This is a genomic window from Dehalobacter sp. DCM (assembly GCF_024972775.1).
GTDB lineage: Bacteria > Bacillota > Desulfitobacteriia > Desulfitobacteriales > Syntrophobotulaceae > Dehalobacter.
Genome location: NZ_CP092282.1, coordinates 1481651 through 1496474 on the forward strand (window position 1 = coordinate 1481651; position 14824 = coordinate 1496474).

Genomic DNA, 14824 nt, shown 5'->3' on the forward strand with positions numbered 1-14824 from the left:
TAAGGAGGGATTTGCCAGATGAACATGGAGTTTATTGAAGCTATTCACGAACTAGAGAAAGAAAAAGGTATTTCTACGGAAATATTATTTGAAGCAATTGAAGCAGCACTTATTTCAGCATATAAAAAGAATTTTTCATCTTTACAGAATGTAAGGGTCCATATAGACCGTGTCAATGGCGAGATTAAAGTTTACGCCCGCAAAAATATCGTGGAAGAAGTAGAAGATGCCCGCACGCAAATCGCTTTAGAAGAAGCAAAGAAGCTCGATCCCAACTATGTATTAGACGATGTGGTCGAATTCGAAGTCACTCCCCGTGACTTTGGACGGATTGCTGCCCAGACGGCAAAACAAGTCGTTGTTCAAAGAATACGCGAAGCTGAACGGGGAATGATTTATGATGAATATATTAATCGTGAAGGCGATATCGTCACGGGGATCGTTCAGCGGTATGAACAACGCAATGTCATTGTGGACCTGGGCAAGGTTGAAGCGGTACTGCCGGCATCAGAGCAGAACCCCGGTGAATCCTATCAGCCGTTTGAAAGAATCAAGGCCTACGTCGTTGAGGTCAAGAAAACAACCAAAGGGCCGCAGATTCTGCTGTCACGTACGCATCCCGGTCTTATTAAACGCTTATTCGAATTGGAAGTCCCTGAGATTCATGACGGCATTGTCGAAATCAAAGCCGTCGCCAGGGAAGCCGGAGCGCGTTCAAAGATCGCCGTATACTCCAAGGATAAAAATGTCGACCCGGTCGGCGCCTGCGTCGGACCCAAAGGAAGCAGGGTTCAAAACATCGTCAATGAACTTAAAGGCGAAAAAATGGATATCATCAATTGGTCCCTCGATCCCATCGAGTTTGTATCCAATGCGCTTTCGCCGGCCAAAGTATTGGGCGTTTATCCGCGTTATGACGATAAGGTCACCTTGGTCGTTGTTCCGGATTATCAATTATCCTTGGCCATTGGCAAAGAGGGCCAGAATGCAAGGCTTGCAGCCAAGCTGACTGGTTGGAAAATCGATATCAAAAATGAAACTCAGGCTGTGGCCCAAAATCTTATTCCGCCTGAAGAATACCTGGATGAGACTGGGGAAGGCGAATATTACGAAGAATATGACGAATATGAGGATGGCGACTACACAGACGAATATCCTGAAGGTGAATATTCGGATTATGACGAAGAAGGCTATGACGAGTATGCTGAAGAAGGCTATGAGTCCGACGACTATAGCGAGCCTGCCGAAGGTTACACGGAATATGAAGAAGATTATGAAGAGGGCTACGAGGAATACGCAGAAGGTGAATACACTGAATATGATAATGATCAGTATGAACCCGTCGAAGAAAGTGAAGCGTACGGTGAGTTTGTGCCTGTAGATTATATCGAAGATGAAGAAACAGCGGCATTCCCTGTATCGGATACCCAAACAGACGACGGCGATGACGTCGGGACGAAACCGAAGAAAACGAAATCGTCCAAAAAGTAATAGGCATGACTATCATTGTTTAACAATTGAAAGGTGAGAACATGAAGGTAAGAAAGATCCCTATGCGCATGTGTCTTGGCTGTCAGGAAATGAAACCGAAAAAAGAATTGTTGCGGATCGTAAAAACACCCGAAGGCCATTTGGAATTTGATCCAACTTCCAAGAAAAACGGGCGTGGAGCTTACCTGTGTAATAATAAGGATTGTTTAACCAAAGCCATCAAAAATCATCGCTTTGAAAAAACATTTGAGGCAAAACCAACACCGGATATGCTGGCCGAAATCGAAAGGCAGATGAATACGTCATGACGCCGAAAACCCTTTCACTGTTGGGAATGGCTCGGAGGGCAGGAAAGATAACCTCCGGTGAATCGCAAGTAGAAGCTTATTTGAAAAAAGAAAAAGGTTTTTTACTTCTGATTGCAGCCGACTCTCCCGGAGCGGTAAGTAAATATCGGCGATGGGCCGAAGACAGCCATATCCCCGTACTCATCGATGGCACAAAACAGGAACTGGGTACGGCCATCGGTTTATCACCCAGGGCACTTATACTTGTTATGGATGAAGGATTTGCCCAAGCTATTATTAAATCAGGAACAGTTTCCTGAAGATATAAATATTTGAACTTTTTACTTTTTTAATATATGACAAGGAGTTGAACGGCTATATTTTTATTTTCGGTTTTTGGGGGTGACAATGTGTCCAATATTCGGGTTCATGAACTGGCAAAGGAATTAAATATTTCCAGTAAAGATCTTATAGAAAAACTGAATGTTATTGGTGTGCCTGTAAAAAATCATATGAGTGCCATTAGTATGGAAGAAGCTGAAAGTCTGAAAAAGACTTACAAAAAAAGTAGCGGGTCCCAGGATATGAAGGACAAGGAACCTGCCGCGCCGATCGCCGCAGCGGATCGGGATATCCAAGGCAATCGGCCGCCAGTTAAGGATAGCGGAACACAGGATGAAGGGCACATGCGGCGCAGACCCCCTGAAGATGGGCAACGTATGCAGGGGCAAAGGCCACCGGGGGAAAGACCGGCAGGTGACAGGCCGATGGGACAAAGACCTTCCGGGGACAGACCCCAGGGCGACAGGCCTATGAGTCAGCGCCCCATGGGAGACAGACCTTATGGCGACAGACCGCCCCATGGCCAAAGACCCCAGGGTGACAGACCGATGGGACAGCGTCCGCAAGGGGACAGACCCTATGGCGACAGACCCATGGGACAGAGACCGATGGGAGACAGACCATACAGTGACCGGCCCCAGGGGCAAAGACCTCAGGGTGACAGACCGATGGGGCAAAGACCGCAGGGCGACAGACCCTATGGTGACAGACCCATGGGACAAAGACCTCCCGGAGACAGACCCATGGGGCAGAGACCGATGGGAGACAGACCATACGGTGACCGGCCCCAGGGGCAAAGACCCCAGGGTGACAGACCGATGGGACAGCGTCCGCAAGGGGACAGACCCTATGGCGACAGACCCATGGGACAGAGACCGATGGGAGACAGACCATACGGTGACCGGCCCCAGGGTCAAAGACCTCCGGGGGACAGACCGATGGGCCAAAGACCACAAGGAGACAGACCCTACGGAGACAGACCCCAAGGCCAAAGACCCTATGGTGACCGACCTCAGGGTCAAAGACCTTATGGTGATAGACCGCAAGGGCAGCGCCCGTTCGGCGACAGACCCCAAGGCCAAAGACCGCCGATGGGCGGAGACAGACCGTTCACACCAAGACCCCAGGGTGATTTTCGTCCCTCACAGCGCCCAGCTGGTGATGATCGGAGACAGCAAGGCGGACGTCCGCCGTTTGGGGATACCAGCAGAAGACCTGGTCAAGGTCAGCGTCCCGGATCCGATAAAAAAGCCCCGCAAATGCAGCGGATCAAGATCGAAGGAAAATCGGTTGAGCTTACTGTTAGCGAACAGCCTGTCAAACGTCAAGCGCCGGATAAAAAGAAAGCGCATGAAAATAAACAATTTTTCGATAAGAAACGCAGTGACGAAAAAGATCTGACCACCATCTTGAGAAAGAATGACAGGACTCCGCTTAAAGCACCGAAAGAAGTCGTACCCAAGCATATTGTCATTCCGGAATCGTTGTCGGTTCAGGAACTGGCGATGAAGATGAGCCGAAAAGCCAGCGAAGTCATCAAAGAGTTGATGAAACTGGGTGTAATGGCGACCATCAACCAAGAAGTCGATTCGGATACAGCGACAATCGTTGCCACCGAAATGGGTATCACGGTGGAGGTTAGAGCGGAAAAATCAATGGCAGTGATTGATGAGATTGAAGATGCCGAAGCCGATCTCCGTTTCCGTCCTCCTGTCGTTACCGTCATGGGCCACGTCGACCATGGAAAAACCTCGCTCTTGGATGCCATCCGGTCAGCCAATGTCACGGCTTCTGAAGCCGGCGGCATTACGCAGCATATAGGAGCCTATCAGGTCGAAATCAAAGGACAAAAGATCACCTTCCTGGATACCCCCGGCCATGAAGCGTTTACCGCGATGCGGGCCAGAGGTGCACAGGTCACAGATATTGCTGTTTTAGTGGTCGCAGCGGATGATGGTGTCATGCCGCAAACCGTTGAAGCAATCAACCATGCCAAAGCAGCCAATGTTCCGATTATTGTTGCTATTAATAAAGTCGATAAAGAAAACGCCAATCCCGACCGGGTGAAACAGGAATTGACTGAATACGGGCTCGTTGTTGAAGAATGGGGCGGCGAAACAATCGCGGTTCCCGTATCCGCCAAAGCGCGGCTTAACATCGATAATCTATTGGAAATGATATTGCTTGTGGCCGAAATGAAAGATCTGAAGGCCAACCCTAACCGTCAGGCCACAGGAACAGTTATCGAAGCGAAGCTCGATAAAGGCAAAGGGCCTGTAGCCACAGTTCTCGTTTCCAAAGGTACCTTAAATATTGGCGATATTATCATAGCCGGGCATTCCTTTGGGCGCATCCGGGCAATGGTGGACGACAAAGGGCGCAGGGTCAAAAAGGCCGGGCCATCCCTGCCGGTAGAAGTGCAAGGATTGTCGGAAGTCCCGCCGGCCGGAGAGATTTTCAACGTTGTTAATGACGAGAAACTGGCCCGCAACATTACGGATGCGCGTGTCGATGAGCGTAAAGCTGAAGAAATCAAAGCAAAGTCAAGAATCAGCCTCGATGACCTCTTTGAAAAGATCAAAGAGGGCGAAGTTAAAGACCTGAACATCATCATCAAAGCCGATGTACAGGGTTCTGTCGAAGCAATCAAACAATCCCTGGCGAAACTGACGACTTCCGAAGTCAGAGTCAATATCATTCACGGTGGTGTCGGTGCGATCAGCGAATCCGACGTCATGCTGGCAGCCGCTTCCAACGCGATCATCATTGGCTTCAATGTCCGTCATGATTCCAATACAAAGTCAACGGCTGAACTTCAGGGTGTCGATATCCGTCTCTACCGCGTCATCTACGATGCCATTGACGATATCAAAGCCGCGATGGAGGGCATGTTGGATCCTGACTTTAAAGAAGTCATTCAGGGTAAAGCGGAAGTCCGACAGACTTTCAAAGTGCCCAAAGCCGGTATGATTGCCGGCAGCTATGTAACCGAAGGCAAGATCCACCGTGCCGATAAAATCCGGGTCATCCGAGACGGTATCGTCATTCATGAGGGTGAACTTGAATCCCTAAGACGTTTCAAGGATGATGCGAAAGAAGTAGCCGAAGGCTACGAATGCGGAATCGGTATCAAGAACTTCAATGACATCAAAGAAGGCGATATCGTGGAAGCCTTTATCATGGAGGAAGTAAAGAGAGAGCTCTAAACAGCATTGGAGGGATTCTAATGTCTAAGCACAGGGCTTTTCGCCTGGCTGAATCGATCAAAGCCGAGGTATCTAAAATTATTAGAGAAGATATCAAAGATCCCCGACTTGGTTTTGTCACCGTCACGGATGTGGACGTGGCCGACGATTTACGGCACGCTAAAATATACGTGAGTGTTATGGGGAAAGAAGATGAAGTAACGTCCAGCCTGGAAGTTCTGAATAAAGCAGCAGGCTATATTCGGAGTGAATTGGGGCGTACCATCAGTCTTCGCTATTTCCCTGAGATTACGTTTAAATATGATCAGTCCATCGAAAACGGCGCGCATATATCTAAACTGTTGCGTGAAGTTAACGCGAAAGGTGATTCGGCAGATGGCGAAAACAATGAGGAATAATATCCTCCACGAATTAACTGCAAAAATTAACGCTATCTCCGAAGCCGCTTTGTTTTCACATGAGTCTCCCGACGGAGACTGTCTGGGTTCCATGCTGGCCTTAGGTCTGGCTTTGGAAACCCTGGGTAAAAAAGTACAATTTTATAATACGGGATATTTGCCGGGAAACCTGAACTTTCTTCCGGGAGCCGACAGAATCAACGCTGTCATGACTCCGGAAGAATTTTCGGGTACCCTTATATTTTTAGACTGTGCTGAGGCCGAGAGAGCCTCCAGCGAACTCACAGAAGACGTATTGAAGGATAAGACGATCATCAATATCGACCATCATATATCCAATAACGGTTTTGGGACAATCAATTGGGTTGACGAAGCAGCTGCCACCGGCGAGTTGGTTTATGAGCTTATTAAGGAACTTGGCGTCCCCATTTCCGCTGATATCGCCGTCAATCTCTATACCGCGATCGTTACGGATACCGGCCGGTTCAGCTACAGCAACACAACGGTAAAAAGTTTTCAGATCACAGCCGAACTATACCAGACCGGTATTGATATCGTTAAAATCAATGAGATTCTTTTCGAAAAGAAAAGTCCTTCTTACATGAGGCTGCTTCAGAGCGCGCTGGCCAACTTAAAAGTGTTCCATAACGGCAGTGCGGCACTGATCGTACTCTCCATGAATGATTTTCAGCAGTCCGGTGCGGATGAAAGCATGAGTGACGGCTTAGTCAATTACGCCCGTAATATCGAAGGGGTGGAGGTTGCTGCCTTACTAAAAGAGGTTGCAGCGGATAAGGTTAAAGTCAGCTTTCGTTCCAGTTCCTGGCTCGATGTGAACGCAATTGCCGGCAGCTTCGGCGGCGGCGGTCATCAACGCGCTTCGGGATGTACGGTCAATGCGACGCTGCAGGAGACGGAGAGGTTAATTGAATCAGTACTGGGGGAGGCACTCACACGTGGACGGGATCATTAATGTCCTGAAGCCGATCGGAATGACGTCTACGGATGTCGTACGCTGGCTGACCAGGAAAACAAAAGAAAAGAAAGCCGGGCATATCGGGACATTGGATCCAGGGGCTGCCGGCATACTGCCTATTTGTCTGGGTAAAGCAACCCGATTGGCCGAATATCATACCGCACAGAATAAGAGCTATCGCGCAGAAATCACCTTGGGCATTTCCACCGATACCCAGGATGCCTTCGGTCAGGAAGTATCCCGCGTCATACCCCAGGTAACAAAAGAAGCATTTACAGCAACACTGGAAAAATTTCTTGGTGCCATTGAACAAGAACCGCCGATGTATTCAGCGGTCAGAAAAGACGGCAAACACCTTTATGAGTATGCCCGTCAGGGAATCGAATTTACCCGTGAGAAGAGACAGGTGACGATCCACAGTCTGAAATTGATTGAATGGTATGAAGACATTTTTCCAAGAGCCCTGTTCGATATCGATTGCTCCAAGGGAACATATATCCGGACACTATGCTTGGATATTGGCAACGAACTGGGCTGCGGTGCACATATGTCCTTTCTCCTGCGCTTAGATGCAGGGAAATTCACGCTGGATAACAGCTACACACTGGAAGAGATCGCGCGCTGCCTTGCGGCTGGTGATGAGCGATTTCTCCTGGCACCGGAATGGGGACTGCCGCTTCCGGCGGTTAAATTGCCGGCGCACCGGCTGGCTGCCTTTAAGAATGGACTATCCACCGACTATAGCCGGCAGGAAATCCCATTAACCACAGACAAGGCCACTGTCCAGGTATTCTGTGAAAATCGGTTTATTGGGATCGGGACTTGGGAAAACCATGTTCTCACGCCAAGTAAAGTCATGGTTTAAGGGGGTTAATCTCTTGAAAATATTCACCACTCTCCCTGAACACGCAGCGGAACCAACCGTATTGGCCCTCGGTAATTTTGACGGGGTGCATCTGGGTCATCAGCAGCTGCTGCGGCAGGGTTTGGCTAAAGCACGGGAACTGAATACCCATTTTTCTGTTCTGCTCTTTGACCCTCATCCGATGAAGGTGCTCTTCCCCGAAAGAAAGTTAGAACTTTTGACCGGAAAAGACGAACGGTTGCTCCTCTTTGAAAAGATGGGCGTCGATCAGGTATTTCTTTTGCCATTCACGATGGAATTTGCGAATACGACCCCCGAAGAATTTGTGGAGAAAATCCTGATGAAGATCGGAGCCGTCCATCTCGTTGTGGGATTTAACTATTCCTTTGGCAGCCATGGCAAAGGAACCCCAGCCGACCTGCAGAAATTCGGACAGGACTATCATTTTGGTGTCAGCATCGTCCAAGCCCAGAAATTTGAGAATAAAGTCATATCCTCCTCAGAGATCCGGCGTTATCTTCTGCATGGCGACATCGCTATGGCGAAAGAAATGATGGGGCGAGCGCCGACCCTTACCGGTATCGTCGGTCACGGCGATGGGCGGGGCAGAAATATCGGTTTCCCCACCGCCAATTTGGAAACAGATGCTGATCAGTTAATACCAAAAAATGGTGTATATGCTGTTACTTCAGTGATTGATGGCAAGCGGTACGGCGGCATGATGAATATCGGAGTCCGGCCGACATTTAAATCGGACGCGGATAAAACCATCGAAATATATTTTTTTGACTTTACCGGTGACCTGTACAACAAAAAACTGACGATCTATATCGAAGCTCGGTTGCGCTCGGAAAAGAAATTTTCCGGTGTCGAGGCGATTGTGGACCAGTTAAACAAAGACAAGGAACACGCCAAAAAAACTTTACAAAACATATAGAATAGGATAAAATATCCTAGTATCTTGTAACCCAAGAAATTATAAGATACCTGAAAAGGAACCGCTGACTGGGTTTAACGCGACTCCACCGTTTTACTTGGCAGCTGGCGCTTAAAATTTATGGAGGTGCATTTTAATATGCTTACACCGGAACAAAAGAAAGAAATTATTGCGAAATTCCAGCAACACGAAGGTGACACCGGTTCGCCGGAAGTCCAGATCGCCATCATGACAACACGGATCAACGAATTGACCGAACACTTCAAAACCCATAAGAAAGATCATCATTCCCGCCGCGGTCTTTTCAAATTGATCGGCCAGCGCCGTGGTATGCTGAATTACCTGAAGAAAACAGATTTTAACCGTTACCGTAAAGTTGTTACCGATCTTGGCTTGCGTCACTAAAACACGAATAAAGTAAGTCAATTTACAGGAGCGTGATAAGCGCTCCTTAAGTTTTATTCCGATATTTGTTTTTTTTCCTAAAGTGCAGGAAATAATAAATAATATGTCGAACATTTTCTGGATATAAAAAAAATGAAATAAAAGAAGAATTAAGGAGGTTTCCAAAGTGACTCAAGAAGTCTTGGAACGCTCGATGCAGGTTGGAGGCAGGAACCTGTCGTTTGAAACCGGTATTATAGGTCGTCAGGCCGGTGGTGCTATTTATGCCAGATATGGCGATACCGTTATATCTGCTTTTTCTACGACCAGTTCAAAACCGCGGGAAGGGATCGACTTTTTCCCTTTAACTGTTGATTTGGAAGAACGCTTTTACGCTGTAGGGAAAATCCCCGGCGGATTTATTAAACGCGAAGGACGGCCCAGTGAGAAAGCGACGCTGTCGTCACGGCTCATCGACCGCCCGATTCGCCCCTTGTTTCCGGAGGGCTATCGCAATGATGTCCAAATTTCAGCGATGGTCATGTCCGTGGATCAGGACTGTGCCCCCGACATTACGGCAATCAATGCGGTATCTGCCGCATTGACCATTTCCGATATACCTTTCTTGGGACCGATTGCCGCTGTCAGTGTCGGACTTGTCGACGGCGAATTTGTTGTCAATCCGTCGGTTGCCCAGGCTGAACAAAGCAAATTACAGCTGACGGTTGCCGGCACCAAAGATGCCATCATGATGGTGGAAGCCGGTGCGAAAGAAGTACCGGAAGACCAAATGCTTGAGGCCATCATGTTCGGGCATGAGGAAATCAAGAAAATCACCGCATTTATCGAAGAATTCCGTGAAGCAGCTCTGGCTGTCGGACTGGCTAAAACGAAGAGAGAAGTCACTCCGGTGGTCATACCGGCAGAAATATCGGAAAAGGTACTGGCCTGGGGTTATGATAAGATGGATCAGGCGATCCGCATCGAAGAAAAACTGGCGCGCCAGGATGCCGTTGAAAAAGTGAAAGCGGAAGCGCTGGAAGTTTTTGCTGAGGAATATCCGAATGATTTAAAAACTGTCACCAAAATACTGGATGACGCGATGCACCGGATCGTTCGCAGACTGATCACCCATGAACGCATCCGTCCGGATGGCCGGGCCACTGATGAGATCCGTCCCATAACCATCGAAGTCGGACGTTTGCCGCGGACACACGGCAGCGGATTATTCACCCGGGGACAGACTCAGGTACTTACAGTCGCCACGCTGGGAGCTTCCGGAGATGAGCAGATTATCGATGGTTTAGGGCTGGAAGATTCCAAACGGTACATGCATCATTACAATTTCCCGGCCTTCAGTGTCGGTGAAGTTCGTCCGAACAGAGGACCCGGCCGCCGTGAAATCGGTCATGGCGCTTTAGCTGAACGGGCTCTGCTGCCGATGATCCCACCGGAAAGCGAATTCCCCTATACCCTACGGCTGGTTAGCGAAGTTCTGGAATCCAACGGGTCCAGCTCCATGGCTTCCGTTTGCGGCAGCACCCTGGCGCTGATGGATGCCGGTGTACCGATCAAAGCACCGGTTGCTGGGATTGCCATGGGTCTGATCAAGGAAGATGATGAGTTCGCGATCCTGACGGATATCCAAGGTTTAGAGGATCACGACGGGGATATGGACTTTAAAGTTGCCGGTACCGCAGAAGGTATCACCGCGTTGCAGATGGATATAAAAATCAAAGGCGTGAATAAAGAGATTCTGGCTCAAGCGCTGGCCCAGGCCAAAGCCGGCAGGTTGTTCATCCTGGATAAGATGCTGCAGGTCATCCCGCAGTACAGACCGAATCTTTCGCCGTTCGCACCGCGGATTATCACTTTCGGAATTAATCCGGATAAGATCAGAGATGTTATCGGACCAGGCGGAAAAATCATTAAGAAAATCGTGGAAGAGACGAAAGTCAAAATCGATATTGAAGACGACGGACAAGTCTTTATTGCCGCTGTCGACGGTCCTGCCGGTGAGAAAGCCGCTGAAATCATCCGGGCGATAACACAGGATATTGAGGTTGGCCGGATTTATAAAGGCAAGGTTGTACGGATCATGGATTTTGGGGCCTTCGTTGAAGTTATCCCCGGCGTGCTTGGCCTTCCCGGCAAAGACGGGTTAGTCCATATTTCCCAATTGGATACCAATCGTGTGGCCAAAGTCGAAGATGTCGTCCGCCTCGGTGACGAAATCCTGGTGAAAGCTACCGGTATCGACAAGCAAGGAAGACTGAACCTGTCCCGCAAGGAAGCAATGAGCCAGGAGAAGGAACAATAAAAACAAAATATTTTTGCCAATAGTAGAAGCAAAACAGACAGCCTCGGTACAAAATTATCAATAAACGTACCGGGGCTGCTTTATTCTTTTTGCTCTGGAAAGCAAATTCGCCATCGATGGCGAATTTGAGATGATTCTTATGATTGGAACAGCAGTCTTCTGCAAGTATCCCGGTCTGCTATCCTCTTTATGCGCATAAGCATGTAGGGGAGGAATAGCGGATGGCGAAATGGAAGTTGACGAAAATCAAGTTTAAAATACTAACCCTGGGGGTTGTTTTTATCGGGCTGATGCTGATGGAAACCAGGGCCGTGCATGTCGGGCCGGCAGGTATCCCGTCGCCGGTCGAACAGATAAAAACAGAAGAAAAAGTAATTGCCCTTACCATCAACGTTGATTGGGGCGAAGAGTTTATTCCAGCCATATTAGATACCCTTGACGACTATCAGGCGAAAGCAACCTTTTTTGTTACCGGCAGATGGGCCCAGAAGAACCCGGAGATCCTGAAGACAATTGCAGCCAGAGGGCATTTGCTGGAGAATCACGGGTATTCACATCCGCATCCGGATAAAATCACTGTGGCTGAAAATAAAGAGGAAATCAGCAGGACAGAAACGATTATCTTTGACCTGACCGGTAAGAGAACCGTGTTCTATGCGCCGCCCTACGGTGAAAGAGGCACAAACGGGCTTCGGGCCGCCAGTGATTTAGGCTATGTCACTGTCCTTTGGACATTGGATACCATCGACTGGCGCTCGGACAGCACACCGGCACTGATCACGCAGAGAATACTTGATCCTAAAATACGCTACGGTGTTAAACCCGATCATAAAGGGGCAATCATCCTGATGCATCCCAAAGAAAATTCATCGAAAGCGCTTCCCGCCATCCTGAAAGGACTTCAGGATAACGGGTTCCGTTTTGTTACAATGGAAAAATTGGTTACTTATGAAAAAACAGCGGAGTAAATTTAGAAAAACATAAATACTTAATAACAAGCCTACTAACAGGATATACTACTCTGGAATGATCTGAAGGAGTGGTATTTTTGTTTAGGAAAATTCAATTAATCATACTCAGCTTGTTCGTCTATCTTCTCACGGCAAGCACTCCTCTCTATGCGCAAAATGCCATGGAATTGACGGTTGAAACGGCAAAGCAGTATGGCGGAAAATGGACGCTGCCGTCCGTAAGCGCCCACTCAGCCGTGCTCATCGATGCTGACACCGGTCAGGTCCTCTATGAGCGCGATGGCAAAAAGCAACGTCCTCCGGCCAGTACGACGAAAATCATGACAGCTATTCTGGCAATTGAACTCGCTGGTCTTGATGAAGTATCCACTGTCAGCGAAAGAGCCGGGGGAGTAGGCGAATCTACGATTTATCTCGATAAAGGGGATAAAATCAAAATCAGCGAACTATTGGAAGGTGCGCTTCTCAGTTCCGGTAATGATGCCTGTGTCGCCCTGGCCGAGCAAACCGCCGGCAGCCTGGATGAATTTATTTGCCTGATGAACCAAAAAGCCGTTTCAATCGGAGCGTATCAGACACACTTCGAAAATCCCAACGGGTTGCCTGACCCGGAACACCTTTCTACGGCCTATGATTTGGCGTTAATGGCGCGCTATGCGATGAATAATCCGGTGTTTTCGGACATCGTGGGCATGAAATACGCCACCATCCAATTTGAATATCCGCCTAAATCGCAACAGGCAAAGAACACCAATAAGCTTCTCTGGAACTATGTGTATGCCGACGGGGTAAAGACCGGAACCACCAATGCGGCCGGAAAGTGCCTCGTGGCTTCGGCCAGCAGGGATGACCGCCGCTTAATTTGTGCTGTCTTAAATGCCCCTGACCGCTTTGGAGACGCAGCACGGTTGCTGGAATGGGGATTTCAGACAACGACAACATTAGTCATAGGTAAGAAAGGTGCCTCAGCGGCATACTGCGAGCTGGCAGACCGGCGCATCCCGATGGTATTCAGCGAGGACGTCAGGATATGCTTAAATAAAGATCAGCTGGTTGATCTGAAAAGCTATGCCGAACCGAATCAGGATAGGGTGCTCCCGATAAAAGCGGGAGATCGCTTGGGGTACTATATTGTCAGCATCGGCGATCAACAACTCATAAAAACACCCCTGGTGGCTGCGGAAGATGTTAATCTCCCCAATGGGCTAACAGACCGGTTTAATATTATTGTTAACGATTTGCTGGATTTCTTTGCTAAGAAAGGATAAACTAGATACAATATCTATTGCCGGAGATTAAAATAGGATATCAGAATAAGCGATCAAAGATTGCGAATTTGACGGATAAATGCCGCTTGATGCACTAAAGGAGGAAAAGCATGTACCGTAAACATGTACTGCCTAATGGGGTAAGAATAATTACTGAAGAAATCGATTTTGTCCGATCTGCCGCCATTGGTATATGGGTGGGCACAGGTTCCCGTAAGGAAACGGAAGGATATGAAGGCATTTCTCATTTTATTGAGCACATGTTTTTCAAAGGCACCCAAAAGCGCACTGCCCGGCAGTTGGCCGAGTCGCTGGAAATTGTCGGCGGACAGATCAATGCCTTTACTACAAAAGAAATGACTTGTTTTTACGCCAAAGTTCTCGATGAAGATTTGCCGTTGGCTATTGATGTATTGAGCGATATGTTCTTCAATTCCCTGTTTGACACCCAGGAAATCGAAAAAGAAAAAAATGTTGTTATCGAAGAAATAAAAATGTACCAGGATACCCCGGATGAACTGATCCATGATTTATTTTCCCAGTATGCCTGGAATAACGACCCGCTGGGCAAACCCATCCTCGGCATCGAAGAGACCATCCGAGGATTAACACGGGAGAAGATCCTGCATTACATTGAAACGCAGTATACGCCAGACCAAATCGTCATTGCTGTTGCCGGGAAGATCAACCATGACGATATCGTTCGTCAGCTGTCCATGTTCGGGGATTTTAACAGGAAGAAAACGGATGGGATGGCAGAGAATCCACAAGGATCGACTTTCCGGAAAACAGTCGGCAAAGATACTGAGCAGATGCACCTGATCATCGGCGTACCGGGCTTAGGTCAGGATGACGAGGATATGTATCCCTTGCATATTATCAATAATATTTTGGGTGGCGGTTTAAGCTCCCGATTATTTCAGGAGATACGTGAACAGCGCGGGTTAGCCTATTCTGTCTATTCCTATCATTCCACCTACGTCGACACGGGGCTGTTTGCAGTCTATGCCGGAACCAGCCCGGAAAATACAGACCAAGTCATCAAATGCGTTTTGGACGAATTAAATACGCTGAAGAATGACGGCCTTACCGAAGAGGAATTAAAGAATGCCAAGGCTCAAATCAAGGGTAACCTTTATCTTGGCTTGGAATCCGTCAGCAGCCGGATGAGCCGTCTCGGGAAAACGGAACTGTGTTTCGGCGAATACAAGACACCGGAAGAAGCCGTAGAGAAGCTGGAAAAAGTGACGGTCGCCGATGTGAAGCGCGTCATGGAACGCCTGTGGCAGAAGGAAAAGGTCAGCATATTGACGTTGGGGCAAAAGGATTATCATTCTGACTTTGAGCAGATCATGAAAGAGGCATTTTAAGAAAACACT

Annotated in this window: 13 protein-coding genes; all 13 read left to right on the forward strand. The window is 48.3% G+C overall.

Annotated elements, in window-relative coordinates; genetic code table 11:
• Window positions 1–18 precede the first annotated feature (18 nt).
• The 13 genes from nusA (at window position 19) to LPY66_RS07025 (ending at window position 14815) form a co-directional block, all read left to right on the forward strand.
• Window positions 19–1491 carry a transcription termination factor NusA gene (nusA, locus tag LPY66_RS06965; RefSeq protein WP_337987367.1) on the forward strand — a complete coding sequence of 491 codons (1473 nt, stop codon included), beginning with the start codon at window positions 19–21 and terminating at the stop codon, window positions 1489–1491.
• Between the two features lie 41 nt (window positions 1492–1532).
• Window positions 1533–1799, forward strand: a complete 267-nt coding sequence (gene rnpM, locus LPY66_RS06970) for an RNase P modulator RnpM (protein WP_337987368.1) — start codon at window positions 1533–1535, stop codon at window positions 1797–1799.
• Complete coding sequence (locus LPY66_RS06975; protein ID WP_337987369.1) at window positions 1796–2098, forward strand: L7Ae/L30e/S12e/Gadd45 family ribosomal protein; 303 nt, start codon at window positions 1796–1798, stop codon at window positions 2096–2098. The genes rnpM and LPY66_RS06975 overlap by 4 nt, the downstream gene beginning before the upstream one ends.
• 90 nt (window positions 2099–2188) lie before the next feature.
• Entirely contained in the window at window positions 2189–5326 is a 3138-nt protein-coding gene (gene infB / locus LPY66_RS06980) for a translation initiation factor IF-2 (RefSeq protein ID WP_337987370.1), read from the forward strand.
• Between the two features lie 20 nt (window positions 5327–5346).
• Complete coding sequence (gene rbfA / locus LPY66_RS06985; RefSeq protein ID WP_337987371.1) at window positions 5347–5724, forward strand: 30S ribosome-binding factor RbfA; 378 nt, start codon at window positions 5347–5349, stop codon at window positions 5722–5724.
• On the forward strand, window positions 5702–6697 hold the full coding sequence (locus LPY66_RS06990; RefSeq protein ID WP_337987372.1) for a DHH family phosphoesterase: 996 nt from the start codon (window positions 5702–5704) through the stop codon (window positions 6695–6697). The genes rbfA and LPY66_RS06990 overlap by 23 nt, the downstream gene beginning before the upstream one ends.
• Entirely contained in the window at window positions 6681–7565 is an 885-nt protein-coding gene (gene truB, locus LPY66_RS06995; RefSeq protein ID WP_337987373.1) for a tRNA pseudouridine(55) synthase TruB, read from the forward strand. The genes LPY66_RS06990 and truB overlap by 17 nt, the downstream gene beginning before the upstream one ends.
• 13 nt (window positions 7566–7578) lie before the next feature.
• Window positions 7579–8502, forward strand: a complete 924-nt coding sequence (locus tag LPY66_RS07000; protein WP_337987374.1) for a bifunctional riboflavin kinase/FAD synthetase — start codon at window positions 7579–7581, stop codon at window positions 8500–8502.
• A gap of 138 nt (window positions 8503–8640) precedes the next feature.
• On the forward strand, window positions 8641–8907 hold the full coding sequence (gene rpsO / locus LPY66_RS07005; protein ID WP_337987375.1) for a 30S ribosomal protein S15: 267 nt from the start codon (window positions 8641–8643) through the stop codon (window positions 8905–8907).
• 166 nt (window positions 8908–9073) lie between these two features.
• Window positions 9074–11206 carry a polyribonucleotide nucleotidyltransferase gene (locus LPY66_RS07010; RefSeq protein ID WP_337987376.1) on the forward strand — a complete coding sequence of 711 codons (2133 nt, stop codon included), beginning with the start codon at window positions 9074–9076 and terminating at the stop codon, window positions 11204–11206.
• Window positions 11207–11427: 221 nt separating this feature from the next.
• The gene (locus LPY66_RS07015; RefSeq protein ID WP_337987377.1) at window positions 11428–12174 is read left to right on the forward strand and encodes a polysaccharide deacetylase family protein; all 747 of its coding nucleotides are present in this window, start codon (window positions 11428–11430) and stop codon (window positions 12172–12174) included.
• A 71-nt stretch (window positions 12175–12245) separates the two neighbouring features.
• Window positions 12246–13445 carry a D-alanyl-D-alanine carboxypeptidase family protein gene (locus LPY66_RS07020; RefSeq protein WP_337987378.1) on the forward strand — a complete coding sequence of 400 codons (1200 nt, stop codon included), beginning with the start codon at window positions 12246–12248 and terminating at the stop codon, window positions 13443–13445.
• A gap of 110 nt (window positions 13446–13555) precedes the next feature.
• A complete protein-coding gene (locus LPY66_RS07025) occupies window positions 13556–14815 on the forward strand; it encodes a M16 family metallopeptidase (RefSeq protein ID WP_337987379.1) in 1260 nt (419 codons plus the stop codon).
• The last annotated feature ends 9 nt before the right edge of the window (window positions 14816–14824 follow it).

Coding starts and splice junctions, on each gene's coding strand:
- LPY66_RS06975 (WP_337987369.1), top strand. CDS start 1,796: ATGACGCCGAAAACCCTTTCACTGTTGGGAATGGCTCGGAGGGCAGGA.
- rpsO (WP_337987375.1), top strand. CDS start 8,641: ATGCTTACACCGGAACAAAAGAAAGAAATTATTGCGAAATTCCAGCAA.
- LPY66_RS07015 (WP_337987377.1), top strand. CDS start 11,428: ATGGCGAAATGGAAGTTGACGAAAATCAAGTTTAAAATACTAACCCTG.
- nusA (WP_337987367.1), top strand. CDS start 19: ATGAACATGGAGTTTATTGAAGCTATTCACGAACTAGAGAAAGAAAAA.
- rbfA (WP_337987371.1), top strand. CDS start 5,347: ATGTCTAAGCACAGGGCTTTTCGCCTGGCTGAATCGATCAAAGCCGAG.
- rnpM (WP_337987368.1), top strand. CDS start 1,533: ATGAAGGTAAGAAAGATCCCTATGCGCATGTGTCTTGGCTGTCAGGAA.
- LPY66_RS06990 (WP_337987372.1), top strand. CDS start 5,702: ATGGCGAAAACAATGAGGAATAATATCCTCCACGAATTAACTGCAAAA.
- LPY66_RS07025 (WP_337987379.1), top strand. CDS start 13,556: ATGTACCGTAAACATGTACTGCCTAATGGGGTAAGAATAATTACTGAA.